Here is a 25,292-nt window from a genome sequence, read left to right as displayed (position 1 = left end):
GGTCCGGGCTCCGGCCGCGCGGGACCGCCGCGTGGACCGGCCGGTGGGGGTCAGCCCGGCAGGGCGAAGCGGACGGTGCCCGAGGCGTGGTCGCCGAGGCTGACCTTGCCGCGGACCTCCACCGTGAACTCGCCGTCCGCGTGCCCGGTGACGCTGCCGGTGAAGGTCAGCGTGTCGCCCGCGTAGGCGGGGACGCCGAGCTTGACGTTGATCCCCCGGATCAGCGCCTCGGGACCGGCCCAGTCGGTGACGTAGCGCTCCACGAGGCCCATCGTCGTCAGGATGTTGAGGAAGATGTCCTTCGACCCCTGCGCCCGGGCGCCCTCGACGTCGTGGTGGACAGGGGTGAAGTCCATCGTCGCCAGCGCGGTCGAGACGACCACGGTGGGGGTCAGCCCGATCGAGAGCTCGGGGAGGACGGCTCCGATCTCGATCTGGTCTTCGGTCAGCGTTCGCATCACGACTCCCGGGGTGCCCACACGGGCAGGATGAGATCGTCGTCCATCTGGCGATACGTCACACGCAACGGCATACCGATACCCACTTCCGAAGGCGGGCAGTCCACCACGGTGCCCACGATCCGCACCCCTTCCGGCAACTGGACCACAGCGACCGCGAAAGGCGTCCGGAGTCCCGGGACCGGCGGGTTGTGGTGCACGACGTAGCTGTAGACCTCGCCCTCTCCGCTCGCCACGACGTACCCGCGGTCGGCCGAGCGGCACGACGGGCAGACCGGGCCCGGCGGGTGGCGGAGCTCCCCGCAGGCGGCGCACCGCTGGATCCTGAGCTCGCCCTGTGCGGCGCCCTCCCAGAAGAAGGCGGTGTCCCGGTTGACCGCCGGCCGCAGCGGGTACGGCTCGCGCCCCGCGGCCGGGCCCCCGCCGCCCCCTCCGTCCGGGGCCTTCCCCGTGCGGGGGCGGAACTTCAGCACCCGGAAGAGCATCTCGGCCACCGGCTCCTCGCCGGAGTACCAGGTGACGTTCCAGGTCGCGAAGTAGCCCTCGCCCAGCGCGGTCTGCTTCGGGCCCGTCAGAGCGCTGAATCGGGTCGCCGGGACGAGCCGCTCGCCGGGCCGTACGTAGCGGTGGTAGGTCTGCTCGCAGTTGGTCGCGACCACGCCGGTGTAGCCGTTGCCGTCGAGCATGGCCAGCACGTCGTCGACCGGGGTCGCCGCCTGTCCTTCCTTGCGCTTCACGCCCGGCATGGTCCAGACCTGGATCATCGCCGGGGGGGCCACGATCCCGCCGTGCGTGCTCTCCGCGGCCGCCGCGGGATCGGTGTAGACGGGGTTGGCGTCGCCCATGGCCGCGGTCCAGTGCCGGATCATCGGGACGTTGACCGGGTCGGCCGCCGCGGTCCCGAAGACCTCCCCTACCGCGGTCTGCCGCTCGGCCAGCGCCATGAGCCGGTCGTGCAGGGAGGGGTCCGTGGTCACCGTCATCGGGGCGGCCTCGGCAGGCTCAGGCCGAGCATCGCGATCAGTTCGCGCTGCACCTCGTTGACGCCGCCGCCGAAGGTCAGCACCAGCGCGCCCTTGACCCCGTGGTCGAGCCGGTCGGCGAACTCCGCCGTCTCGGGGTCGGCCGGGTCGCCGAAGCGGGCCAGGACGTCACCGACGATCCGGCCGACCTCCTGCATGCGCTCGGAGCCGTAGACCTTGGTGGCGGAGGCGTCGGGCGCGCCCAGCCAGCCGAGGTCCATGTTGGCCGCGACCTGCCAGTTGAGCAGCTCGTTGGTGCGGAAGCAGGCGTACACCCGGCCCAGTGCCCTGCGCACCGCGGGCTCCTCGATCAGGCCGGTGTTGCGGGCCCAGCGCAGGAACCGGTCGTAGGTGTGACCGATGTTGCCCGCCGGGCCGAGCGTGACCCGCTCGTGGTTGAGCTGGTTGACGATCAGGTCCCAGCCCTTGTTCACCTCGCCCACGACCATGTCGACCGGGACGCGCACGTCGGAGTAGTAGGTGGCGTTGGTGTGGTGCCGGCCGTCCATGGTGACGATCGGCGTCCAGGAGAAGCCGGGGTCGGCGCAGTCGGCGATCATCATCGTGATGCCGCGGTGTTTCTTCGCGGCCGGGTCGGTGCGGGCGGCCAGCCAGATGTACTGGGCGTAGTGCGCGCCCGAGGTGAAGATCTTCTGGCCGTTGACGACGTAGTGGTCGCCGTCCAGGACCGCGGTGGTGCGCAGGGACGCCAGATCGGTGCCGGCCTCGGGCTCGGAGTAGCCGATCGCGAAGTGGCACTCCCCCGCCAGGATGCGCGGGAGGAAGAACTCCTTCTGCGCCGCGGTGCCGTACTGCATGAGGGTCGGGCCGACGGTCTGCACGGTGATGATCGGGTAGGGCACCTCGGCCCTGGCGATCTCGTTGGCGAAGATCTGCTGCTCCAGCGGGCCGTACCCGCCGCCGCCGTACTCCTCGGGCCAGCCGAGCCCGAGCTTGCCGTCGCGGCCGAGGGCCCGGCAGTGCTCCATGTAGGCGTCGCCGAACGGGTCGAGCGCGATCTTCCTGCGCTCCTCGGCGGTCAGGCAGCCCTGGAAGTACTCCCGCAGCTCGTCGCGGAGCCGTTTCTGCTCGGGAGTCAGGTCGATCAGCATCAGACGAGCGCTCCGATCGTGTCGAGCTGGGCCTCCACACCGCCCAGCAGGTGGGCGTGGTGCTTGGCCCAGGCGAAGTAGCGGTGCAGCGGGTAGCTCACGTCCACCCCGATCCCGCCGTGCAGGTGCTGGCAGGTGTAGAGGGCGGACAGGACCGTCTCGGTGGCGGTGAACGCGCCGACGGCCAGGTCGGCCTCCGCCTCCTCGACCAGCCCCTCGGCCAGCCTCCAGGCGCCCGACCAGACCGCCACGTCCAGCGCCCGCCCGGCGATGTAGACGTCGGCGACCTGCACGGTGACGGCCTGGAACTCGGCCAGCGCCCGGTCGAACTGCCTGCGGGTCTTGAGGTATCCGGTGGTCAGCGCCAGCGCCCCGGCCAGCACGCCGGAGACGGTGGCGACGGTCCCGGCCGTGACCAGCCTGCGGAGCCCGGCGAACGCCTCGCCGTCCGCCGCGCCGACCGGCTCGCCGGAGACGCCGTCCAGGGTGAGCACGACGCCCGGCTCGCCGGTGGACAGCGGCACGGACGCCGCGGTGGCCGCTGCCGGCTCGACCAGGAACAGGCCGATCCCGTTCCCGGTCCCGGCCTCCGTCACAGCGGGCACCAGGACCTTCGCCGCCTCCGCACCGTAGGGCACCGTCCCGGTACGGCCGTGCAGGGTCCAGCCCCCGCCCCCTCCGTCACCGCCCTCCTCGCGGGCGGTGACGGTGGGGGCGGCGCCGAGGTCGCGGCCGGGCCCGCGCGGGGCCGAGGCCAGCACGAGCTCGCCCTCGGCCAGCGGGGCCAGGGCCTCGCGCTGCTCGCTGGAGCCGTACCGCGCGACGGTCATCGCCGTGACCAGGCTCTGCAGGACGGGGACGGGGGCGACGTGCGCGCCGACCTCCCGCAGGATCACGGCCAGCTCCACCGGGCCGAGTCCCGCCCCGCCCGCCTCCTCCGGGAGGCAGACGCCGAGCAGGCCCGCCCGGGCGAGGGAGCTCCACAGGCCCGCGTCGTACGGCGCGCCGCTCTTCTCGTGGGCCTCGATCCGGGGCGTGGCGGCCTCCCGGCCGAGCAGGTCGGCGGCGAGCTTGCGCAGGTCGTCCTGGGTCTCGTCAAGATTGAAATCCACTAGCGCTCCAGTAGGTGCTCTCGGCCGTGCTGGACGAATTCGTGCTCGATCTGGCCGGCGTCATCCGGGGTCAGCCGGCGCCACCGCCGCTCGCGGGGCGGGCACCACCAGACGGGGTCCCCGGTCCGCCACGCCTCGGCGACGAGGAGACGCTTGACGACCTTGTGCGAGGGGGTCTGGGGGAGCTCGGTGCTGAGGCGGACGTAGCGGGGGATCGCCTTGCGGCTCAGGTCCGTCCGCTGTTCGAGGAAGGCCGCGAACGCCCCGGCCCGCTCCGCGTCCCATCCGTCCGACGTGACCAGGGCCGTCATCACCTGGTCCCCGGCCGCCGCGTCGGGGACGGGGTAGACGGCGGCCTCGACCACGCCGGGGAACTCGCGCACGGCCGCCTCGATGGGGGCCACCGCGAGGTTCTCCCCGTCGACGCGGAGCCGCTCGGTGCCCCGCCCGGCGAAGAACACGTAGCCGTCCGCGTCGGCGTAGGCCATGTCACCCGACCAGAACGCCCCGTCGCGGATCCGCTCGCGGTCGGCCTCGGGATCGTTGTAGTAGCCGTCGAACAGGCCCAGACCCCGGGTGTTGACCAGTTCCCCGATCGACTCGTCCCCGTTGACCAGGCGGCCGTCCTCGATGATCCCCGGCGGGCGCCGCTCCCCGGTGGCGGGGTCGCGGATCTCCACTCCGTCGGGGAGCCTGCCCAGGCAGCCGGGCGGACCGGCCGGGTCCGGGGTGATCGCGATCGCCGTCTCGGTGGACCCGAAGGCGTCGATGACGTGGCAGCCGAACCGTTCGCCGAACCGCCTGGTCGCGGTGGCGCTCCCCTCGTTCCCGAAGGCGATCTTCAGGGTGTTGTCCCGGTCGGCGGGCGTCTCGGGGGTGGCCAGGACGTAGGAGAGGGCCTTGCCGACGTAGTGCAGGTAGGTCACGCCGTACCGCCTGACGTCGTCCATCAGGCCCGAGGCGGAGAACCTGCGCCGGAGCACCAGGGCGGCCCCCGAGGCCACGGCGGGTGCGTAGGCCGCCATGACCGCCCCCGAGTGGAACAGCGGCATCGCGCAGTAGACGACGTCCACCGGTGAGAGCAGCGCCGCCAGGTTCGTCCCGGGAACCGCGACCTTCCGCTGGGTGACCCGCACCGCCCGGGGCCGCCCGGAGGTGCCGGAGGTGAAGATCAGCATCACGAGGTCTCCGGGCCCGGTCCGTGCGGCGCGGTCCCGCCGGCCGCCGTCGCCTTCCTGTCCCGGTCCGGGTCGCGGGACGCGGCCGGAGCCGGGAGGTCCGGCGGCGGCGCTCCGGAGGGCGGCGACCTGGGCGGCGAGGCCGGCGTAGGCGGCGTCGTGGAGGATGACGTCCACGTCGGTGGCGTCGGCGTCCCTGGCGAGCTCGGCGGCGCCGCGGGTGGGGTTGAGCGCGACGACCACGTGACCGGACAGGGCGGCGCCGCCCAGCAGGAACAGCAGCTCGGGCACGTTGTCGAAGAGCACGCCGACGTGGAGGGCGCCGGACTCAGGAGCCCCGGACTCAGGGGCGCCGGACTCAGGGGCGCCGGACTCAGGGGCGCCGTGACCCGTCTCGCCGGTGGCACCCCCGGTGACGCTCCCGTCCGCGGCCTCCCCCGTGCCGCCCCCGGCCCGCGCCGTGGCGCTCCGGGTGTCCATCCAGGCCGCGCGGGCCCGGCACTCCGCGATGTACTCCCGCCAGCTCCACACACGGTCCTCGAAGAGCAGGCCGGGCCGGTCGTCCCCGGCACGCCGTTCCAGCAGTTCCGCCAGCGTCTCCACGGGCGTTTCCAGCGACACAGCACCTCCCGGCAAGGATGCTCAGGCCAGTCGCTCGGAAAGTAGAACAGATTCTAATATTTGTCCAGCATCAATCCACGGCAACGATCCACAACATGCCCTTATAGGACATATGCCATGGAAACCGGCCTACCTTTGTGACTGGCGGGTAACCAGTAGAATTATCCAAGAATCAGATAACGTGTTCTCATGCGTACTCCGCATGCGACCATCGAGGCGACGGCCATCCCGCGCCCCGCCGGCACGTCCGCCCCGAGCACAGCCGGCACGTCCACGACCAAGGGGGCCCCCGGCGTGCACACCGAACCGGCGTCCACCGGCGTCCGCACCAGAAGCCAGCACCAGCGACGCAAGCGCATCGTCCAGGCAGCGGCCGCCCTCGCCTCGCGCGGCGGTGTCGAGGCCATGCAGATGCGCACCGTCGCCGAACGGGCAGGCGTCGCGCTGGGCACGCTCTACCGCTACTTCCCCTCGAAGATGGACCTGGTCGTCGCCGTCGTCGGCGAGGAGATCGACCTCCTCGAGAGCAGCATCGAGCGCCGGCCCCCCAGCGCCGGCACGCCCTCCGGCCGCGCGGTCGACGTCCTCATGCGCGCGACCCGGGGCCTGATGCGCGAGCCGGAGCTGGCCGACGCGCTCATCCGCTCGCTGATCATGGCCGAGGTGGAGACGCCCTTCGGCGACCGCATGACGGACCTGCTGCTCCGCGTCGCCGGAGAGGGGCTCACCGCCGAGACCGCCACCGACGAGCAGTTCGCCCTCGCGGGCTCGCTCGCCAGCGTCTGGGTCCACGAACTGCTGGAGATGCTGCGCGGGCGCCGCACCCACGAGCAGATCCAGCGCCGCGTCGAGATCGCGGCGGCCCGCCTGCTCGCCGATTTCACAGCCGCGCCTTCCGCCCGAAATTAGAACGCGTTACAGTCGCATTCGGAAGGCGACTGGAGCGATGTTCTGGAGCGGCGGGAGCGACCGCGACGGGCGCACCCGCACACGGTGCACCCCGGCGGAAGGCTCCGCGCCGCCGGACGAGGGGATCTCGGATGGGTGCAGTGATCGTCGAGGCCGTGCGAACCCCGATCGGCAGGCGCAACGGCCTGCTCGCCGGGCTGAAGCCGCAGGCGGTGCTCGCCGCCGCGCTGAAGGGCCTGATCGACAGGGCCGGGATCGACCCGGCGGCCGTGGGCCAGGTCGTCGCCGGGTGCGTCACCCAGGCCGGCGAGCAGGGCGGCCACGTCGGGCGGTACGCCTGGCTCTACGCCGGCCTGCCGTACCAGACGGGCGTGACCACGGTCGACGCGCAGTGCGGCTCCTCCCAGCAGGCCGTGCACCTGGTGGCCTCCCTCATCCAGTCAGGCGTCATCGAGGTCGGCGTCGCCTGCGGAGTCGAGGTGATGAGCCGCGCACCGCTCGGCAGCAACGTGCTCCCGGCCCGGCCCCGGCCCGACGACTGGTCCATCGACCTGCCCGACCAGTTCACCGCCGCCGAGCGGATCGCGCAGCGGCGCGGGCTGACCCGCGAGCGGCTCGACTGGTTCGGCGCCCGATCACAGCGGCTGGCCGCCAAGGCGTGGGCCGACGGCCGCTACGACCGGGAGATCGTCCAGGTGAGCGCACCGGTCCTCGGCGAGGACGGCGAGCCGACCGGCGAGAGCCGCACGGTCGATCGGGACCAGGGGCTGCGCGAGACCACGGTCGAGACGCTGGCCGCGCTCCGGCCGGTGATGGGCGAGGGCGGCCTGCACACCGCGGGCACCTCCTCGCAGATCTCCGACGGCGCGGCGGCGGTGCTGCTGATGAGCGAGGAGGCCGCCGCCCGCTACGGCCTGCGTCCCCGGGCCAGGATCCTCGCCCAGGCGCTCGTCGGCGCCGAGCCGTACTACCACCTGGACGGTCCGGTGGACGCCACGGCCCGGGTGCTGTCCGCCACCGGGATGACCGTGGATGACATCGACCGCTTCGAGGTGAACGAGGCCTTCGCCTCAGTCGTCCTCTCCTGGGCGTCGGTGCACCAGCCGGACATGGACCGGGTCAACGTCAACGGCGGGGCCATCGCGATCGGCCACCCGGTCGGGGCCACCGGCGCCCGGCTGGTCACCAGCGCCCTGCACGAGCTGGAGCGCTCCGACTCCTCGACCGCGCTGGTGTCGATGTGCGCGGGCGGGGCCCTGGCCACCGCCACCATCCTCGAACGCCTCTGAGAGAGTCTCAGGAGGCGCCGCCGGAACAGGAGAACATGGTGAAGACCCGCCGCAGGCCGTACAGCGAGCAGCGCCCGACCGACCTCGGCGGCGGGGTGTGGAGCGTGCCCGTGCCGATCCCGGGCAACCCGCTCGGCTACACGCTCGTCTACCTGATCGAGTCGCCCGCCGGTCCCGTCCTCGTCGACGCGGGCTGGAACCACCCCGACGCCTGGCTGGCGCTCCGGGACGGGATGGGCGCGGCGGGCGTGGACGTGCGCGAGGTCCGGGGCGTGGTGGTCACCCACTTCCACCCCGACCACGCCGGGCTCGCCGGGCAGGTCCGGGAGGAGTCCGGTGCGTGGATCGCCATGCACGAGGCGGACGCGGCCCTGGTCCGGCTCATGCACGAGTTCGAGGACGGCGCGCACCGCGACTTCCAGGCCGACATGCTCAAACGCGCGGGGGCGGACGCGGTCGAGGTCGAGGAGGCGGCCGCGCACCGGCCCCGGCCGCCCGCCGTGCCCGACCTGACGCTCCGCGACGGGGACCTCGTCGACCTGCCTGGACGCCGGCTCCGGGTGGTCTGGACCCCCGGCCACACCCCCGGCCACGTCTGCCTCCACCTCGCCGACGCCGACCGCCTGTTCACCGGCGACCACGTGCTGCCCGGGATCACCCCGCACGTCGGCGTCTACCCCTACGACCGCGCCGACGTCGACCCGCTCGGCGACTTCCTGGCCTCGCTGCGGAAGGTCGCCGGGCTCGGCGGCCTGGAGGCGCTGCCCGCCCACGAGTGGGCCTTCCCGGACGCGGGGGCGCGGGCGATGGAGATCCTCGCCCACCACGAGGAGAAGCTCCAGGCCCTGGCCGTCCTGCTGGAGGGGGCCGGCGGACCGCTCACCATCTGGGAGACCGCCGGGCGGATGACCTGGAACCGGCCCTGGGAGGAGCTGCCGGCGATGCTGCGGGGGATGGCCGCCGGGGAGGCCGCGGCGCACCTGCGGGCGCTGGAGGTGCGCGGGGTGATCCGGCGCACGCCGGGAGCGGAACCGGTCACGTTCGCCCTACACTCCTAGACATCGGATCTTTGAGCGACCCCCGGGGATGGTGAAGCGTGGCGGTCACCGACGCCGCTATCGACAAGATCAAGCAGATGATCCTCTCGGGCGAGCTGGCGCCGGGCAGCAGGCTGCCGAAAGAGGCCGACCTCGCCGAGCGGCTCGGGCTCTCGCGCAACTCCCTGCGGGAGGCCGTGCGCGCCCTGGCGCTGATCAACGTGCTGGACGTGCGCCAGGGTGACGGGACCTACGTGACCAGTCTGGAGCCCCGGCTCCTGCTGGACGCCCTCTCGTTCGTCGTCGACTTCCACCAGGACGACACCGTGTTGCAGTTCTTCCAGGTCCGGCGGATCCTGGAGCCGGCCGCCACCGCGATGGCCGCCGAGCGGATGAGCGAGTCCGGCGTCGACGAGCTGCGCAGGATCCTCGGCTCCCTGCCCGCCGACCCGAGCGTCGAGCAGCTCGTCGCCAACGACCTGGAGTTCCACCAGCGCATCGCGGAGGGCTCGGGCAACGCGGTGCTCTGCTCGCTCATCGAGAGCCTCTCCGGCCCGACCACCAGAGCCCGCGTCTGGCGGGGCCTCACCCAGGAGAACGCCCTGGAGAAGACCCGCGAGCAGCACGCCGCGATCTGCGAGGCCATCGCCGCCCGTCAGCCGGAGGTCGCCCGCGCCTGGGCCACCGTCCACATCGCCGGCGTGGAGGAGTGGCTCCGCAACGCCCTCGCCTGACGGACCTCAGGGGCGTCGGACCCCGCACCGGGACGGCGAGCCGGGCGGCGCCGGAGGTGACGAACGCCCTTCCTGTCCCGGGCGGGAAGCCGCCGGGCTCGTACGGCCGACGGCGGTGCTTCGGGTCTCGGCGCTTCGGGACCGCAGCCGATCAGGAGATCAGGCCCTCGGTGGCCAGGTCGTCCCAGAGGGCTTCGGGGACGGGACGGGCGGTCAGGGCGGCGTTGCGGGCGACCTCGGCGGCGGATCGGGCGCCGGCGACCACGGAGACGACGGCCGGATGGCGCAGCGGGAAGGACAGGGCGGCCTGGGGCAGGGTGACACCGTGGCGCTCGCAGACGGCGGCGATCGAACGGGCGCGGGCCAGCAGGGAGCCCGGGGCGGGGGCGTAGTCGTAGGTCCCGGAGGGCTCGTCGGTGGCCAGCAGGCCGCTGTTGAACACTCCCGCCGCGAGCACGGAGACGCCGCGCTCCCGGCAGAGCGGGAGCAGCCCGCGCGTGCCCGACTGGTCGAGCAGCGTGTGGCGGCCGGCGAGCATGACCACGTCCAGGTCGGTCTCGCGGACGAACCGGGTGAGCATCTCCCACTGGTTCATCCCGGCTCCGATCGCTTTGACGACCCCCTGGTCGCGCAGCTCGGCCAGGGCGGGGTAGGCCTCGGAGACGGCCTGCTCCCAGTGCTCGTCCGGGTCGTGGATCAGTACGATGTCGACCGCGTCGAGGCCGAGCCGGTCCAGGCTCTCCTCCAGCGACCGCCGTACCCCGTCGCGGGAGTAGTCCCGCACCCGGTGCAGGTCGGCCGGGACGTCGAAGCCCTCGCCGTCCCGGCCTGCGGGGGCCCGGCCGCCCGGCGCGGAGGGCACGAGCAGCCGGCCGACCTTGGTGGAAAGCGTGTAGGAGTCGCGGGGGCGGGAGGCGAGGGCGGCGCCGAGCCGCCGCTCCGCCAGGCCGAGCCCGTAGTGGGGCGCGGTGTCGAACAGGCGGATCCCGGCGTCGTAGGCGGCGTCCACCGCCGCTTGCGCCGTGTCGTCGTCCACCGCGGTGAACAGGTTGCCGATCGGGGCGCTGCCGAAGCCGTACCGGCTCAGGGTCAGGTCCATCGCGTCAGTCCTGGGCCTTGCCGCCCGCGAGGCGGCTGATCATCAGGGCGACGAGGATGATCGAGCCGTAGACGAGCTGCTTCCACTCGCCGGGCACGCCCTTGAGGGTCAGGATGTTCTCCACCAGGCCGATGACCAGGACGCCGGTGAGCGCGCCGAGGATCGTGCCCTTGCCGCCGTCCATGCTGACGCCGCCGATGACGGCCGCGGCGAAGGCCATGAAGATCCAGCCGACGCCCTGGTTGGCGCTGATCCCGCCCAGGCGGCCGGTCTCCAGCACGCCCGCGAGCGCGGCGATCACGCCGCCGATGACGAAGACGGTCCAGACGACCCGCTCGACCCGGATGCCGGCCGCGCGGGCGGCGTCGGCGTTGCCGCCGATGGCGTAGAGCGAGCGGCCGGCCCGGAAGTAGCCGAGCGCGGTGATCCCGGCGGCGAAGAGCGCGCCGGTGATCCAGATGGCCGCCGGGACGCCGAGCCACGTCGCGCTGCCGAGGTAGAGAAACGACTCGGGCAGTTCGAACAGGCTCTTTCCCTGGGTGAGGCCGAGCTGGAGGCCGTGGACGACGATCATCATGGCCAGCGTGACGATGAAGGCCGAGAGCTGGAATCTCATGATCAGGAAGCCGTTGAACGCCCCGACCAGGCCGCCGACGAGCAGGCAGAGCGGGATCGCCAGGATGCCGGGGAGCTCCAGGCCGAACCCTCCGGCCGCCGCCGGGATCACCAGCATCACTCCCACGGCGGGCGCCATGCCGACGGTGGACTCCAGTGACAGGTCGAACTTGCCCGCGATGAGGATCAGCGCCTCGGCGAGGACCACCAGGGCCAGCGCCGACTGCTGCTGGAGCACGTTGGTCAGGTTGCCCGGCGTGAGGAAGATCGGGTCCACGAACGAGCCCGCGACCAGCAGGACGACGATCACCGGGACCAGGGTGAGGTCCCGGAAGCGCCCCAGGCGCGGCCCGCGTCCGGCGGGGACCGCGGCGGTCGTGACGAGTTTCGGCGAGGTCTGCGTGCTCACCGGGCACCTCCCGGCAGTTGACGTGTCATCGGTTGTCGATACCTTCCATGGCCGACACCAGCTCGGTGTCGGTCCAGCCGCGCGGCACGTCTCTGACGACCTCGCCGTGGAACATGACCAGGACCCGATCGCAGATCCGCAGGTCGTCGAGCTCGTCGGAGACCAGTACGGCGCCGGCCCCCCGGCCGGCCGCGTCCTCCACGGCGCCGAGGAGCGCGTGCTTGGCCTTCACGTCCACTCCGGCGGTCGGGTTGATCACCACGAGCGCCTTCGGGTCATCCGCGAGCGCCCGCGCCAGGACGACCTTCTGGGCGTTGCCGCCGGACAGGTCCCCCACCGGCTGGTCGGGACCGGCGGTCTTGATGTCCAGCTCGGCGATCATCCGGGCGCCGTGCTCGCGCCGCCGCGCAGGGGAGACCACGCCGAAGCGGCCGAGTCTGCCCGCGATCGGCATCGTGGCGTTCTCGGCGATCGACAGCAGCGGGACGAAGCCCTCGCGGTGACGGTCCTGGGGGACGAAGCCGAGGCCGGCCGCCAGCGTGGCCGGGACGTCACCCGGCCGGACCTCGGCGCCGTCGATCGTCACCGTGCCCGCGTCGGCCCTGCGCAGGCCGACCAGCGTCTCGGCCAGGCCGACCTTGCCGCTGCTGCCGGACCCGGCCAGCCCGACGATCTCCCCGGCCCGGACGTCGAGGTCGACGCCCCGGTAGCGGCCGTCGAGGGTCAGTCCGCGGGCCGCCAGCACCACGGCGGCCGAGGCGGGCACCGTACGGGACCGGTAGTCGTAGGCGGCGGTGGCCTCACCGGTCATCGCGTCGACGAGCTCCTGGTGCGGCAGGTCGGCGACCGGGGCGGTGACGATGTGCCGGGCGTCGCGGAAGACCGAGACGCTCTGGCAGATCTCGTAGACCTCCTCCAGGTGGTGCGAGATGAACATCATCGTCACGCCCTGCTCGCACAGGGCCCGCATCCGCTCGAAGAGCCGCTGGATGGCCGGGCCGTCGAGCTGGGCGGTGGGCTCGTCGAGGATGATGAGGCGGGCGCCGAACGACAGGGCGCGGGCGATCTCCAGAAGCTGGCGCTGCTCGACGCCGAGGTCGCCGGCCATGACGTCGGCGTCGACCGCGACGCCGTACTGCTCCAGCAGGTCCCTGGCGCGGGCGCGCAGGGCGCGCCAGCGGATCGGGCCCCGCCCGGTCTGGCGGTTCAGGAAGAGGTTCTCCGCGACCGTCAGGGTGGGGATGATCGTCGATTTCTGGTAGACGCAGGCGACCCGCCGCCGCCAGGCGTCCCGGTCGGCGAGCGGCGGGGCGGGCTCGCCGGCGAAGCGGACCTCTCCCCCGTCGGGCCGCTGGAGCCCGGTGAGGATGGAGACCAGCGTGGACTTGCCCGCGCCGTTCCTGCCGACCAGCGCGTGCGTCTCGCCCTCGGTGACGGAGATCTCGGCACCGTTCAGCGCGGTCGTCGGCCCGAAGCGCTTGACGATGTTCCGCGCCTCGACGGCCGGGATGCCCCCGGTCACCGAGGCTTTGTCATGAGATTTCATCACTTGACCTGGTTACCCCAGAGCTTGGGGTCGTCCACGTTCTCCCTGGTCACCAGCGGTGCGGGGAGCTGGTCCTCCAGCCCGTTCGGAAGCTGGATGATCGTGCTGTCGTGGTCGGTCGGACCGGGCTGGAAGGTCTTGCCCTCGGCGGCGGCCTTGGCGTAGAAGAGCGCGTACTTCGCGTACAGGTCGGCGGGCTGGGAGACGGTGGCGTCGATCTCTCCCTTGCGGATGGCCTCGAACTCCTGCGGGATGCCGTCGTTGGAGATCACGAAGACGTGCTTGGGGTCTTCCGGCGGCAGGATCAGGCCCTTGGCCTTGAGCACCTGCAGGGTCGGGGCCAGGTGGACGCCGCCGGCGTGCATGTAGACGCCCTTGATGTCCGGGTGCTGCTCCAGGCGGGTCTGGAGCATCGAGGCGGCCTTGGTGCCCTCCCACTCCGTCGGCTCCTCGAAGACCGTGATCCCGGGGAACCTCTCCTTCATGCAGGAGCCGAAGGCCTCGGCCCGGTCGCGGCCGTTGATCGAGGACAGCGCCCCCATGAGCTGGACGACCTTGCCCTTGCCGCCCAGCTTCTCACCGAGGAACTCGCACGCCTTGGTGCCGTAGGCCTTGTTGTCGGCCCGCACGACCATGAACACCTTGCCCTTGTCGGGTCGGGTGTCGACGGAGACGACCGGGATGTTCTTGGTCTCCAGGCTCGCGAGCGTGGAGGCGATCGCGCCGGTGTCCTGGGGGGCCATGACGACGACCTCGGCGCCCTGGCCGACGAGGGCCTGGGTGTTGGCGACCAGCTTGGCGACGTCGTTCTGCGAGTTGGTCGGGGGCATCAGGTCGACGCCGAGCTCCTTGGCCATCTCGGGGACGTACTTGGTGTAGGAGTTCCAGAAGTCGGAGTCGGCCCGCGGGAAGTCGATCGCGACCTTGCCGCCACCGGCCGCGGGCTTGCCCGCGGTCCCGCCGCCCCTCGTCGGGCCTTCCGCCGAGCCGCACGCGCTGATGGTGAGGGCGGTCGCGAGCAGCGCCGCCCCGGCGGTCGCAGTTCCGAGTTTCATTCGTTGCCTCGATTCGAACCGGGTGGGGGGTGTTTACGCCGGGCCGCTGTCGTGTCCGGCGGGGATGCCGGTCACGAACCCGGCCGGAGGCGGAGGCCCTGCATGCCCCCGTCGACGGCCAGGACCGTCCCGGTGGTGGAGGCCGCCAGCGGGCTCGCGAGGTAGGCGATCGCGGCGGCGACCTCCTCCGCGCTCACCAGGCGGCCCATCGGCTGGCGACCTTCCAGCGCCGCGCGCTCGGCGACCGGATCCGCCGCCGCGTCGAGCAGCCGCTGCACCCACGGGGTGTCGGCGGTGCCCGGGTTGACGCAGTTGACTCTGATGCCCTCGCGCACGTGGTCGGCGGCCATCGCGAGCGTGAGCGACTGGACCGCGCCCTTGGAGGCGCTGTAGAGCGCCCGCTGCGGCAGTCCCGCGGTGGCCGCGATCGAGCAGGTGTTGACGATCGCGGCATGATCCGACCTGCGCAGGTACGGCAGGGCCGCCCGGGTGACCCGGACCGTGCCGAGCACATTGACGTCCAGGACCCGCCGCCACTCCTCGTCGGGGTTGTCCTCGACCGTCCCGGCGGCGCCGATCCCGGCGTTGTTGACCAGGACGTCCAGGCCGCCCAGGCGTTCGGCGGCCTCGGCGACCGCCGTACGGACCCGGCCCTCGTCGGTGACGTCGGCGGTGACCGCGAGGAACGGATCTCCCGGCGGTTTCAGATCCAGGCAGGCGACCGTCGCGCCGCGCTCGGCGAGCAGGGTGGCGGTGGCCAGGCCGATCCCGGAGCCGCCCCCGGTGACCAGGGCGCGCAGGCCGTCGAACTCACCCATCGGCGATCCCGCCAGTGATCCCTTCAGTGATCTCCGTACCGGCTCGGCCATTCAGGGACCTCCATACCGGGCCGTCGGGGTAGGTGTGGTCGGCGATCGAGGCCGCGTGCATCTGCGCGCCGAAGCCGGGCCTGCTGGGGGCCGCGTAGGCGCCGTTCCTGATGACCACCGGGTCGACGAAGTGCTCGTGGAGGTGGTCGACGTACTCGATCACCCGGTTCTCCATCGACGCGCTGACCGCGACGTAGTCGAACATCGACAGGTGCTGCACCAGCTCGCACAGGCCCACGCCGCCCGCGTGCGGGCAGACCGGGACGCCGAACTTGGCCGCGAGCAGCAGGATCGCGACGTTCTCGTTCACCCCGGCGACCCGGGCCGCGTCGAGCTGGAGGTAGGAGACCGCCTCGGCCTGCAGGAGCTGCTTGAAGACCGTCCGGTTCTGCACGTGCTCGCCGGTGGCGACCGGGATCGGCGCGATGCCCCGGGCGATGGCGGCGTGGCCGAGCACGTCGTCGGGGCTGGTCGGTTCCTCCACCCAGTGCGGCCGGAACTCCGCCAGGGCGTTCACCCAGGCGATGGCCGAGTCCACGTCCCAACGCTGGTTGGCGTCGATCGCGATCGGGAAGTCGCCGCCGCAGGTCTCCCGCGCGATGCGCATCCGCCGCAGGTCGTCGTCCAGGTCGGCGCCGACCTTCAGCTTGATCTGGGTGAAGCCCTCGGCCATCGCCTCCTTGCACAGCCGTCGCAGCTTCTCGTCGTCGTAGCCGAGCCAGCCGGGCGAGGTGGTGTAGGCCGGGTAGCCGTGCTCCTTGAGGTACGCGATCCGCTCGGCCCGGCCGGGCTCGGCGGCGCGCAGGATGGCCAGGGCCTCGGCGGGGGTGAGCGCGTCGGTGAGGTAACGGAAGTCCACCAGCGCGACGATCTCCTCGGGGGACATCTCGCCCAGCAGCAGCCAGAGCGGCTTGCCCTCGCGCTTGGCCTTCAGGTCCCACAGCGCGTTGACCACGGCGGAGATCGCCATGTGCATGACACCCTTCTCCGGCCCGAGCCAGCGCAGCTGGGAGTCGTGGACCATGTCCTTCCAGAGCGCGCCGAGATCCTCGACGTCCTTGCCGAGGACGTACGGCTCCAGCGCCTTGATGGCGGCGGCCTGCACCTCGTTGCCCCGGCCGATGGTGAAGGCGAAGCCGTGGCCCTCGAAGCCGTCGCCGGTCCGGAGCACCAGGTAGGCGGCCGAGTAGTCCGGGTCCGGGTTCATCGCGTCGGAGCCGTCGAGCTGCAGCGAGGTCGGGAACCGGATGTCGTGGCTCTCCATCTCCGTGATCCGCCGGCTCATGCCTGCCCCGCCGTCTGGCGCTGGTGGCCGAGCCCGTCGATCTCCAGCTCCATGACCTGGCCCGCGCGCAGGTACGGCGTGCCGGGCAAGCCGAGCGCGACGCCGGCCGGGGTGCCGGTGTTGATGACGTCGCCGGGCTCCAGGACCATGAAGTGACTGAGGTAGCGGACGATCTCCGCCACATCGAAGATCATGTTCTTGGTCGAGCCGTTCTGGCGCGGCTCGCCGTCCACCCGCAGCCGCAGGCCCAGGTCCTGCGGGTCGGGGATCTCGTCCGCCGTGACCAGCCAGGGACCGAGCGGGTTGAAGGTCTCGCAGGACTTGCCCTTGTCCCACTGGCCGCCGCGCTCCAGCTGGAACTCGCGCTCGGAGACGTCGTTGGAGATCGCGTAGCCCGCGATCCGGGTGAGCGCCTCCTCCCGCGTCTCCACGTAGCGGGCCGTCTCCCCGATGACGACGGCCAGCTCGACCTCCCAGTCGGTCTTGACGCTGCCACGCGGGATGAGAACCTCGTCGTAAGGTCCGATGACCGTGTTGGGGGCCTTCATGAAGACGACCGGCTCGGCAGGGGGCGCCGCACCGGTCTCCTCCGCGTGGTCGCGGTAGTTGAGGCCGATGCAAACGACCTTTCCGGGCCGGGCCACCGGCGGGCCGATCCGCAGCCCCCCGGCGTCCAGGAGAGGGAGTTCTCCCCGTTCCAGCGCCTCTTGGACGCGCACCACCCCCCCGGAGGCGAAGAAGGCTCCGTCGATCTCCTCCGGGATCTCACGGAGGTCGCCGGCCGCGTCCATCACCGCCGGGCGCTCCAGGCCGACAGGCCCCACTCGCAGCAGCTTCACACCGCACCCTTCGCTCATACATCGGATGTCTTGTGCCGCGATGCTCGCTGAGGCCGAAGTCACATGTCAAGACCTCACAGATCGATACATCCGATCTGTTACCGCAGAGAAGAGCCGCCGGAGGGTTCGACGAGCCGCCCGCCTCGCCTCGCCCACCCGAGGGCACCGGAGGTGAGCAGCACAAACGCGTCGACGGGAATGGGACGGGACACCCGGGGCAGGTCCTTATCGATCGGAACGAGAGATCGGACCTCGGATCTCATGACCTACCTGTTTCCGCACAATCACCCCGGCCGCACACGGGGCGCGAGAGCGGCCCGCCGCCCGCCGCCCTCCGCCGGACCGCGCCTCTTGACGCCGCCCCGCACCCGTAATAGAACACGTTTCAGAAGCGTATCCGACCAAGCGCTTGATCAAGTGCCTGGCGATGAGCCGCGCCCGCATGGTCCGCGCCTCCCGGCACACATGCGTCACGCAGGAGGGCCCATGGACATCGATCTCGTCGACCAGGACTTCTACGCCCAGCACGGCCCCCCGTACGAGCAGCTCGCCTGGCTGCGGGCCAACGCCCCGGTCTACCGGCACCCCGGCGACGCGCAGGGTCCCGCGTTCTGGGCGGTGACCAGGCACGCCGACGTGGTCCACGTCTCCCGCCGCTCCGACCTGTTCTCCTCCAGCCGCAGGCTGGCGCTGTTCAACGAGGTGTCCGAGGAGGACCGCGAGCTCCAGCGGATGATGATGCTCAACCAGGACCCGCCCGAGCACACCCGGCGGCGTTCCCTGGTCAACCGGGGCTTCACCCCGCGGACCATCGGGCAGCTCGAACAGCACATCCGCGACATCTGCCATGACCTGGTGGACGAGGCCAAGGGCCGGGGGTCGGCCGACTTCGTCCGGGACATCGCCGCCCCGCTGCCGCTCTACGTGATCTGTGAACTGCTCGGTGCGCCCGTCGAGGACCGGGGCAAGCTCTTCGACTGGTCCAACCGGCTGGTCGGCGCCGAGGACCCCGATTACGCCACCACCCCCGAAGAGGGCCAGGCCGCGGCGGCGGAGGTCTACGCCTACGCCAACGAGCTGGCGGCCCGGCGGCGCGCCGAACCCCGGGACGACATCATCACCAAGCTCCTGCAGCCCGCCGAGAACGGCGAGGCCCTCGACGAGAACGAGTTCGACCTGTTCGTGCTGCTGCTGGTCGTCGCGGGCAACGAGACCACCCGGAACGCGGCCTCCGGCGGCATGCTCGCCCTCTTCGAGCACCCCGGCCAGTGGGCCCGGCTGGTGGCCGACCCCTCCCTGGCCCGCACCGCGGCCGACGAGATCGTCCGCTGGGCCTCCCCGGTCAACCTGTTCCGCCGTACGGCGACCGCCGACACGGTGATCGGCGGGCAGGAGGTGGCCGAGGGCGACAAGATCGTGGTCTTCTACAGCTCGGCCAACCGCGACGAGGACGTCTTCGACGCGCCCGGCGTCTTCGACATCGGCCGCGACCCCAACCCGCACATCGGCTTCGGCGGCGGCGGGGCGCACTTCTGCCTCGGCAACCACCTGGCCAAGCTGGAGCTGCGGGTGCTCCTGGAGGTGCTGGCCGAGCGCCTGCCGGGCCTTGCCCAGGCCGGACCGGCCCGCCGCCTGCGCTCCAACTTCATCAACGGCATCAAGGAGCTGCCGGTCACGCTCGCCTGAGAGGGCGCTCTCACCGCACGAGCAGCGACTCGGCCCGGCCGAGGTAGGCCGGCGGCAGGCCGTACAGGACGGCGGCGGCCTCCGGGTCGGCGACGACCGGCAGCACGGCGAGGGCGTCCGCGGCCAGGCCGCGGCAGTGCTCGATCGTGTCCTCGACCATGGAGCTGTTCCGGAGCCGGGCGAGGACGATCGCGATCTCGTCCTCGGTCAGCCTCCGTCCCAGGAACGGGCGCAGGTCCGCGCAGTCCCGCTCCACCGCCGTCAGCAGCGGGAAGCTGTAGACGCCCTGCCGCAGGTCGTTGCCCGCCGGCTTGCCGAGCAGTTCGGCGGTGGAGGCCAGGTCGAGCAGGTCGTCGAGGATCTGGAACATCACGCCGAACCGCTCGCCGTACTCCGCCATGGCCCGTCCCTGCGGATGCGCGACCACGCAGCTCGCCCGGAACAGCGAGGCGGTCTTGCGGCGGACCGAGCACAGGGCGTCCTCGGGGGTACGGCCGGCGTCGAAGAGCGCGGCGGTCTCCTGGAACTGCCCCTCGGCCAGCTCGACGACGGCGGCGGCCAGCGTCTCGGCCACCGCCCTGGAGACCGAGGAGAGCGCGGCGAGTCCCGCCCTGGCCAGCATGAAGTCACCCACGAGCAGCGCCCCGGCGTCACCCAGCTCGGCGTTGACGGTCCGCACCCCGCGCCGCTCGGCGGCGTTGTCCATCAGGTCGTCGTGGACCAGGGACCCCGTGTGGACGAGCTCCACGCACGCCGCGGCGGACACCGTCCGGCGGTCGATCCGCCCGCCCAGCGCGAGCGCGGTCGCCAGGGTCAGCGCGGGCCGCAGCCGCTTGCCTCCCGCGCCGGTGATCCGCCCGGCCGCGCGGTTGACGAGTGGCAGCCGGGACGAGGTGCTCAACCGGCGCAGGCGTCTCTCCACCTGCCGCAGTCCGGCGGTGAGGGCCGGGGTGGAGAGGATCTCTTCCGGGCGTCCCGGACGCGCGGTGTGGGCGAGCATGGCGGACTCCTCCGTGCGGGCCCCGTGAGGGACCGGGACTGTGCGGGATCGGGGCTGTGGGGGATCCCGGGGACCACGGTGCCCTGATCACCCTGAGGAGACGCTGAGCCGTGCTGAGCGGACGCTGAGAGCCCTGCCGGGAGCCCCCCGCTCCCAATGGGTTGCAGGTGAGTCCCAAGTGCCCTCGGCCACGATCAGGGGCATGTCCAACGCGCCACACGCCGCCGGCGGGCGGTCCCGGCCCGCGAAGAAGCGCGCCCGCCGGCCCTCCCGCGACGCCCTTCCCGAGACGGCCGGGTCCCCGGCCTCCGAGCCGGCCGTGCCCGTCGTCCCCCGGCAGCGGGGCCAGTCCAGGAAGGACTACCGGCTGCAGCAGGCCCGCCTCGCGGAGGAGGCCCGCCGCAAGGAGGAGGCGCGCCGGGGAGTCAAACAGCGCCGCACCTTCAAGGAGATCCTCGGCGCCATGGGGATGATGCTCTTCTCGACGGCCGGGCTCTCGCTGCTGGCCTGGACCGTCATCTCGACCACCCGTCCCGATCTGGAGGTCGCGCTCGGCTGGAAGGGCACGCCCGGGACCGCCCATGTCTTCTCCTGCGAGCGCGTCGGCAAGGGGGAGTACGACTGCCGGGCGTGGTTCGTCTTCGACGACCCGGCGCGGGACCCGATCACCGTCGCCACCGTGCCCGAGGCGGAGGCGGGCGAGGTCTTCCCCGCCGCGCTCATCCCCGAGGGCGACCGCGTCGTGCCCACGGGAGCCCGGGGCGTCGTGGGCAACGTGGGCCTGCTCGCCCTTGCCCCGTTCGTCCTGGCTTTCGTGCCCGCCATCCTGGCGTTCGGCTTCGCCCTCGAACGCACCTTCGTTGTGTCGCTCATCGTGGGGGGCGTGGTGGCGGCGGTCTCGCTCGTGGTGTGCATCGTGTGCGTGATCCTCGGGAGCGCGGTCCTCTAGGACCGCGCCGCCCCGCCGGCCGAGGTCAGGGCCAGGAGGAGTCCTGGTCGGGGTCGCCGCCCTCGGACAGGAGCCTGACGTCGGCCTCGACCATCATGGCGACGAGCTCCTCGAAGGAGACCGAGGGCTCCCAGCCGAGCTGGACGCGGGCCTTCTTGGGGTCGGCGCACAGCAGGTCGACCTCGGCCGGGCGGTGCAGGGCCTGGTCGCAGACCACGTACCGCTCCCAGTCGAGGCCGGCGGCGGTGAAGGCCGCCTCGACCAGCTCGCGCACCGACTGGGTACGGCCGGTGCCGATCACGTAGTCCTCGGGCCGCTCGGTCTGGAGCATCAGATGCATCGCACGGACGTAGTCGCCCGCGTAGCCCCAGTCGCGGCGGGCCTCCAGGTTGCCCAGGCGCAGCTCCGAGGCGAGGCCGAGCTTGATGCGGGCCACGCCGAGGGAGACCTTGCGGGTGACGAACTCGGCGCCGCGGCGGGGGGACTCGTGGTTGAACAGGATGCCGGAGACGGCGAACATGCCGTAGGACTCGCGGTAGTTCTGGGTCAGGAAGTGGCCGTAGGCCTTGGCCACGCCGTACGGCGAGCGGGGGTGGAACGGGGTGGTCTCGGCCTGCGGGGTCTCCCGGACCTGGCCGAACATCTCCGAGGACGACGCCTGGTAGAACCTGATCTGGCCGGAGCCGTTGGCGCTCCTGGAGGAGGAGATGCCCGAGCAGACGCGGATGGCCTCCAGCATGCGCAGCACGCCCATGCCGGTGACCTCGGCGGTGAGCTCCGCCTGCTCCCACGACATCGGCACGAACGAGATGGCGCCGAGGTTGTAGACCTCGTCCGGCTGGACCTTCTCCACGGCCGAGATCAGCGAGCCCTGGTCGAGCAGGTCGCCGCGGACGAGCTGGACGTCCTGCAGGAGCTTCCGCACCCGGGAGACGCGCGGGTTGGCCTGCCCCCGGACGAGACCCCAGACCTCGTAGCCCAGCTCCAGCAGGCACTCGGCCAGATAGGAACCGTCCTGCCCGGTGATACCGGTGATCAGCGCGCGCCTGGCCAACGCGTCCTCCTCGCTCGTCGGGCGGGGCTGTCGCCCGGATGTCGTCGCCCGAACAGTGTGCCGTGTGACTGGCGAATGTACCGCTCTGCCCTGATGCGAGCACGTCATCGGCCGCGACACAACTAGAACACGTTCCACCGATCCCGGTCCGGTCAGGCTAACGCCGCAGTTCGCACCCTGTGAAGGTGGCGTTGAGCACAATTCCACATTAAGGAGGAGAGAACTACCGAATGGTAGGGTCCGAGGTCTAAGGTCATCTTTCACGGTACCTGTCCTCGCCGGACAGGATGAGGAAGGGGTTGCCGTGCCAGATGCGGACTCGCTGCGGATCGCGCTGCTGTCCTACCGCAGCAAGCCGACCTGCGGTGGCCAGGGTGTCTACCTGCGCCACCTCAGCCGTGAGCTGGTCGCCCTCGGGCACCACGTCGAGGTCTTCTCCGGCCAGCCGTACCCCGAGCTGGACGAGGGCGTCGTCCTCACCAAGGTTCCCAGCCTCGACCTCTACCGCGACGAGGACCCCTTCCGCACCCCTCACCCGCGCGAGTTCCGCGACTGGATCGACGTGCTGGAAGTCGCGACCATGTGGACCGCCGGCTTCCCCGAGCCGCTGACCTTCACCCTGCGGGCCCGCCGCGAGCTGGCCAAGCGCGTCGGCGACTTCGACGTGGTCCAGGACAACCAGACCCTCGGGTACGGCCTGCTCGGCATCCAGAAGCTGTTCCCGGTGGTCGGCACCATCCACCACCCGATCAGCGTGGACCGGCGGATCGAGCTCAAGGCCGCGCCGCTGCGCAAGCAGCTCTCGCTGCGGCGGTGGTACGGCTTCGTGCGGATGCAGGCCAAGGTCGCCCCGAGGCTGAACCCGATCCTGACCGTCAGCGAGTCGTCCCTCGCCGACATCCACCGCGACTTCAACGTCCCCCAGGCCAACATGCGGCTCATCCCGCTGGGCGTGGACACCCGCTACTTCCACCCGCGCCCGGAACTGCCCAAGCGGCCCGGCTCGATCGTCGCGGTGGCCAGCGCCGACTCCCCGATGAAGGGGGTCGCGACGCTGCTGCGCGCGGTCGCCAAGCTCGCCACCGAGCGCGACGTGAACCTGACCGTGGTCAGCAAGCCGACCTCCGGCGGCCCGACCGAGAAGCTGGTCGCCGAGCTCTCCCTGGCCGACCGGGTCCGGTTCGTGCACGGCATCTCCGACGACGAGCTGGGCGAGCTGATCGCCACCTCGGAGATATCGGTCGTTCCCTCGCTCTACGAGGGGTTCTCGCTCCCGGCCGTCGAGCACATGGCCTGCGGCACCCCGCTGGTCGCCTCGCGGACCGGGGCGCTGCCCGAGGTGGTCGGCGACGCGGCCATCCAGGTCGCCCCGGGTGATCCGGAGGAGCTGGCCTCCGTACTGCGCCGCCTGCACGACTCCCCCGAGGAGCGGGCCGCGGTCGGCAAGAAGGGCTACGACCGGGTCATGGAGCGCTTCACCTGGAACGTCGTCGCCCAGCGGACCGTGGAGGCCTACCGCGAGGCCATCCAGGCCCGGCGCGCGAAGTAACCATCAACCCCTGCAAGGAGCGGCAAGTGCTGACCGTCGACTTCGGCCGGTTGCCCGTCGGGCCCGGCACCCGAGTACTCGACCTGGGCTGCGGCGGTGGGCGGCACGCGTTCGAGGTGCTGCGCCGCGGTGCCGACGTGGTCGCCTTCGACATGGACGCGGCCGAGCTGGAAGGCGTGGCGAGCATGTTCACCGCCATGGACAAGGCCGGCGAGGTGCCCGAGGGCGCCACGGCCGAGACCGTGACCGGCGACGCGCTGGACATGCCGTTCGAGGACGCCAGCTTCGACCGCGTGATCGCCGCCGAGGTGCTGGAGCACATCCCCGACGACATGGCGGCGATGCGGGAGATCTTCCGGGTGCTCAAGCCGGGCGGCCAGGCCGCGATCACGGTGCCGAGCTTCCTGCCCGAGCGGATCTGCTGGGCGCTGGACGAGGACTACCACACCGCCCCCGGCGGGCACGTGCGGATCTACACGCTCGCCGAGCTCAGCGCGAAGCTGAAGTCGACCGGCTTCGCCATCGGCCCGCACCACCACGCCCACGGCCTGCACGCGCCGTACTGGTGGATCAAGTGCGCGGTCGGCGTCAACAACGACGACCACCCGCTGGCCAAGGCGTACCACGAGATCCTGGTCTGGGACATCATGAAGCGCCCGGCCGCCACCCGCATCGCCGAGGCCGTGCTCAACCCGCTCATCGGCAAGAGCGTGGTGCTCTACGTCCGGAAGCCCTCGTGAGTGAGCGGACCGACACGGCCGGCAGGGGAGGTCACGTGAGTCTGCCGCTCGAATGGGATCGGGTCGTCGAGACCGCCCGGAGCATCGCGGCCGTGCAGGAGGCCGACGGCGGCGTCCCGTGGCCGGAGGGCCACGTCGACGCCTGGAACCACGTCGAGTGCCTGATGGCGATGAGCGTGGCCGGGCTGACCGAGCCGGTCCGCCGGGGCTACACCTGGCTGGCGCGCACCCAGCGGGCCGACGGGTCCTGGCCGATGAAGCTGGTCGGCGGCCAGGCGGTCGAGAAGGGCGGGGAGTCCAACCACGCCGCCTACGTCGCGGTGGGCGTCTGGCACGAGCTGCTGGTCACCGGGGACGAGGGGTTCGCCCGGGAGATGTGGCCGGTCGTCCGGTCCGCGCTGGACTTCGTGGTCGGGCTGCAGACCACCCGGGGCGAGATCGTCTGGGAGCGCGCGGCCGACGGCCGGGCGGCGCCGTACGCCCTGCTGACCGGGTGCTCCTCGATCTACCAGGGCCTGCGCTGCGGCGTGCTGCTCGGTGAGCACCTGGGCGACCCGCAGCCCGACTGGGAGCTCGCCGCCGACCAGCTCGGCCACGTGCTGGCCGCCCACCCCGAGGCGTTCGCCGACAAGAGCCGCTTCTCGATGGACTGGTACTACCCGATCCTCGGCGGCGCGCTGCGCGGCCCGGCGGCCCACGCCCGGCTGGCCGAGGAGTGGGAGACCTTCGTCGAGCCGGGCCTGGGCATCCGCTGCGTCTCCGACCAGCCCTGGGTGACCGGGGCGGAGTCGTGCGAGCTGGTGCTGGCCCTGGACGCCCTGGGCGAGCGGGAGCGGGCGCTGAAACTCTTCGCCGACATGCAGCACCTGCGGCACGAGGACGGCTCCTACTGGACCGGCTGGCAGTTCGTGAACGAGAAGTGGTTCCCGCACGAGCGCTCGGCCTACACGGCGGCCGCCGTCGTGCTCGCCGCCGACGCGCTGTCCGGCCGCACCCCGGGCGCGGGCGTCTTCCGCGACGCGGGCACGTACCCGGCGGGCCGCCCCACGGCCGCCTGCGGCTGCAGCCACGCCCACTCCCGCTGACGCCCCTCCCCGTCCCCGCGCCCGATTCCTTTCCCGGCTC

Annotated in this window: 23 protein-coding genes; 9 read left to right on the top strand and 14 right to left on the bottom strand. The window is 72.1% G+C overall.

Annotated elements, in window-relative coordinates; genetic code table 11:
• Window positions 1-50: 50 nt before the first annotated feature.
• Genes HS041_RS31405 through HS041_RS31385 form a run of 5 tightly spaced genes read right to left on the bottom strand, consistent with a single transcriptional unit; the run spans window position 51 to window position 5,503 of the window.
• Window positions 51-458: a MaoC/PaaZ C-terminal domain-containing protein gene (locus HS041_RS31405; RefSeq protein WP_196444491.1), complete on the bottom strand. Its 408-nt coding sequence runs from the start codon at window positions 456-458 to the stop codon at window positions 51-53.
• The gene (locus HS041_RS31400; protein WP_196444490.1) at window positions 458-1,441 is read right to left on the bottom strand and encodes a bifunctional MaoC family dehydratase N-terminal/OB-fold nucleic acid binding domain-containing protein; all 984 of its coding nucleotides are present in this window, start codon (window positions 1,439-1,441) and stop codon (window positions 458-460) included. The genes HS041_RS31405 and HS041_RS31400 overlap by 1 nt, the downstream gene beginning before the upstream one ends.
• Window positions 1,438-2,592, bottom strand: a complete 1,155-nt coding sequence (locus HS041_RS31395) for an acyl-CoA dehydrogenase family protein (protein ID WP_196444489.1) — start codon at window positions 2,590-2,592, stop codon at window positions 1,438-1,440. The genes HS041_RS31400 and HS041_RS31395 overlap by 4 nt, the downstream gene beginning before the upstream one ends.
• Window positions 2,592-3,704 carry an acyl-CoA dehydrogenase family protein gene (locus tag HS041_RS40265; RefSeq protein ID WP_196444488.1) on the bottom strand — a complete coding sequence of 371 codons (1,113 nt, stop codon included), beginning with the start codon at window positions 3,702-3,704 and terminating at the stop codon, window positions 2,592-2,594. Before HS041_RS40265 ends, HS041_RS31395 begins: the two co-directional genes overlap by 1 nt.
• Window positions 3,704-5,503, bottom strand: a complete 1,800-nt coding sequence (locus tag HS041_RS31385) for an AMP-binding protein (protein ID WP_307845537.1) — start codon at window positions 5,501-5,503, stop codon at window positions 3,704-3,706. Before HS041_RS31385 ends, HS041_RS40265 begins: the two co-directional genes overlap by 1 nt.
• A gap of 189 nt (window positions 5,504-5,692) precedes the next feature.
• On the opposite strand from HS041_RS31385, the gene HS041_RS31380 reads away from it, so the two are divergent.
• The 4 genes from HS041_RS31380 (at window position 5,693) to HS041_RS40260 (ending at window position 9,472) form a co-directional block, all read left to right on the top strand.
• The gene (locus tag HS041_RS31380) at window positions 5,693-6,412 is read left to right on the top strand and encodes a TetR family transcriptional regulator (protein ID WP_196444487.1); all 720 of its coding nucleotides are present in this window, start codon (window positions 5,693-5,695) and stop codon (window positions 6,410-6,412) included.
• Between the two features lie 131 nt (window positions 6,413-6,543).
• A complete protein-coding gene (locus HS041_RS31375; RefSeq protein WP_196444486.1) occupies window positions 6,544-7,701 on the top strand; it encodes a steroid 3-ketoacyl-CoA thiolase in 1,158 nt (385 codons plus the stop codon).
• Window positions 7,702-7,736: 35 nt separating this feature from the next.
• Entirely contained in the window at window positions 7,737-8,759 is a 1,023-nt protein-coding gene (locus HS041_RS31370; protein WP_196444485.1) for an MBL fold metallo-hydrolase, read from the top strand.
• 38 nt (window positions 8,760-8,797) lie between these two features.
• Complete coding sequence (locus HS041_RS40260) at window positions 8,798-9,472, top strand: FadR/GntR family transcriptional regulator (protein ID WP_196444484.1); 675 nt, start codon at window positions 8,798-8,800, stop codon at window positions 9,470-9,472.
• 151 nt (window positions 9,473-9,623) lie between these two features.
• Here HS041_RS40260 and HS041_RS31360 read toward each other — a convergent pair whose 3' ends face one another.
• The 7 genes from HS041_RS31360 to HS041_RS31330 form a co-directional block, all read right to left on the bottom strand.
• The gene (locus tag HS041_RS31360) at window positions 9,624-10,571 is read right to left on the bottom strand and encodes an aldo/keto reductase (protein WP_196444483.1); all 948 of its coding nucleotides are present in this window, start codon (window positions 10,569-10,571) and stop codon (window positions 9,624-9,626) included.
• 4 nt (window positions 10,572-10,575) lie between these two features.
• Complete coding sequence (locus HS041_RS31355; RefSeq protein ID WP_196444482.1) at window positions 10,576-11,595, bottom strand: ABC transporter permease; 1,020 nt, start codon at window positions 11,593-11,595, stop codon at window positions 10,576-10,578.
• Window positions 11,596-11,620: 25 nt separating this feature from the next.
• Window positions 11,621-13,141, bottom strand: a complete 1,521-nt coding sequence (locus HS041_RS31350) for a sugar ABC transporter ATP-binding protein (protein ID WP_196444481.1) — start codon at window positions 13,139-13,141, stop codon at window positions 11,621-11,623.
• Entirely contained in the window at window positions 13,141-14,196 is a 1,056-nt protein-coding gene (locus tag HS041_RS31345; protein ID WP_196444480.1) for a sugar ABC transporter substrate-binding protein, read from the bottom strand. Before HS041_RS31345 ends, HS041_RS31350 begins: the two co-directional genes overlap by 1 nt.
• Before the next feature lie 71 nt (window positions 14,197-14,267).
• On the bottom strand, window positions 14,268-15,014 hold the full coding sequence (locus HS041_RS31340) for an SDR family NAD(P)-dependent oxidoreductase (protein WP_196444479.1): 747 nt from the start codon (window positions 15,012-15,014) through the stop codon (window positions 14,268-14,270).
• Entirely contained in the window at window positions 15,007-16,350 is a 1,344-nt protein-coding gene (locus HS041_RS31335; protein WP_196444478.1) for an L-fuconate dehydratase, read from the bottom strand. The genes HS041_RS31340 and HS041_RS31335 overlap by 8 nt, the downstream gene beginning before the upstream one ends.
• Window positions 16,347-17,189, bottom strand: coding sequence for a fumarylacetoacetate hydrolase family protein (locus HS041_RS31330; RefSeq protein ID WP_196444477.1), 843 nt, complete (start codon window positions 17,187-17,189; stop codon window positions 16,347-16,349). Before HS041_RS31330 ends, HS041_RS31335 begins: the two co-directional genes overlap by 4 nt.
• Before the next feature lie 486 nt (window positions 17,190-17,675).
• On the opposite strand from HS041_RS31330, the gene HS041_RS31325 reads away from it, so the two are divergent.
• Complete coding sequence (locus HS041_RS31325; protein ID WP_196444476.1) at window positions 17,676-18,875, top strand: cytochrome P450; 1,200 nt, start codon at window positions 17,676-17,678, stop codon at window positions 18,873-18,875.
• A gap of 10 nt (window positions 18,876-18,885) precedes the next feature.
• Here the strand turns inward: HS041_RS31325 and HS041_RS31320 are convergent, their stop codons facing one another.
• The gene (locus tag HS041_RS31320) at window positions 18,886-19,875 is read right to left on the bottom strand and encodes a polyprenyl synthetase family protein (protein ID WP_196444475.1); all 990 of its coding nucleotides are present in this window, start codon (window positions 19,873-19,875) and stop codon (window positions 18,886-18,888) included.
• 202 nt (window positions 19,876-20,077) lie between these two features.
• On the opposite strand from HS041_RS31320, the gene HS041_RS31315 reads away from it, so the two are divergent.
• The gene (locus HS041_RS31315; RefSeq protein WP_196444474.1) at window positions 20,078-20,824 is read left to right on the top strand and encodes a hypothetical protein; all 747 of its coding nucleotides are present in this window, start codon (window positions 20,078-20,080) and stop codon (window positions 20,822-20,824) included.
• A gap of 25 nt (window positions 20,825-20,849) precedes the next feature.
• Here the strand turns inward: HS041_RS31315 and HS041_RS31310 are convergent, their stop codons facing one another.
• Window positions 20,850-21,878, bottom strand: a complete 1,029-nt coding sequence (locus HS041_RS31310) for a GDP-mannose 4,6-dehydratase (RefSeq protein ID WP_196444473.1) — start codon at window positions 21,876-21,878, stop codon at window positions 20,850-20,852.
• 304 nt (window positions 21,879-22,182) lie between these two features.
• On the opposite strand from HS041_RS31310, the gene HS041_RS31305 reads away from it, so the two are divergent.
• The 3 genes from HS041_RS31305 to HS041_RS31295 are packed head-to-tail and all read left to right on the top strand — an operon-like array spanning window position 22,183 to window position 25,252.
• The gene (locus HS041_RS31305; protein WP_196444472.1) at window positions 22,183-23,427 is read left to right on the top strand and encodes a glycosyltransferase family 4 protein; all 1,245 of its coding nucleotides are present in this window, start codon (window positions 22,183-22,185) and stop codon (window positions 23,425-23,427) included.
• Between the two features lie 26 nt (window positions 23,428-23,453).
• The gene (locus HS041_RS31300; RefSeq protein ID WP_196444471.1) at window positions 23,454-24,167 is read left to right on the top strand and encodes a class I SAM-dependent methyltransferase; all 714 of its coding nucleotides are present in this window, start codon (window positions 23,454-23,456) and stop codon (window positions 24,165-24,167) included.
• 35 nt (window positions 24,168-24,202) lie between these two features.
• A complete protein-coding gene (locus tag HS041_RS31295; protein ID WP_196444470.1) occupies window positions 24,203-25,252 on the top strand; it encodes a prenyltransferase in 1,050 nt (349 codons plus the stop codon).
• Window positions 25,253-25,292 lie beyond the last annotated feature (40 nt).

It is taken from the genome of Planomonospora sp. ID67723 (assembly GCF_015711605.1).
In the GTDB taxonomy this organism is placed as follows: domain Bacteria; phylum Actinomycetota; class Actinomycetes; order Streptosporangiales; family Streptosporangiaceae; genus Planomonospora_A.
Note: the sequence above shows the minus strand (reverse complement) of the source record. Positions and strands in the feature narration are given on the sequence as shown.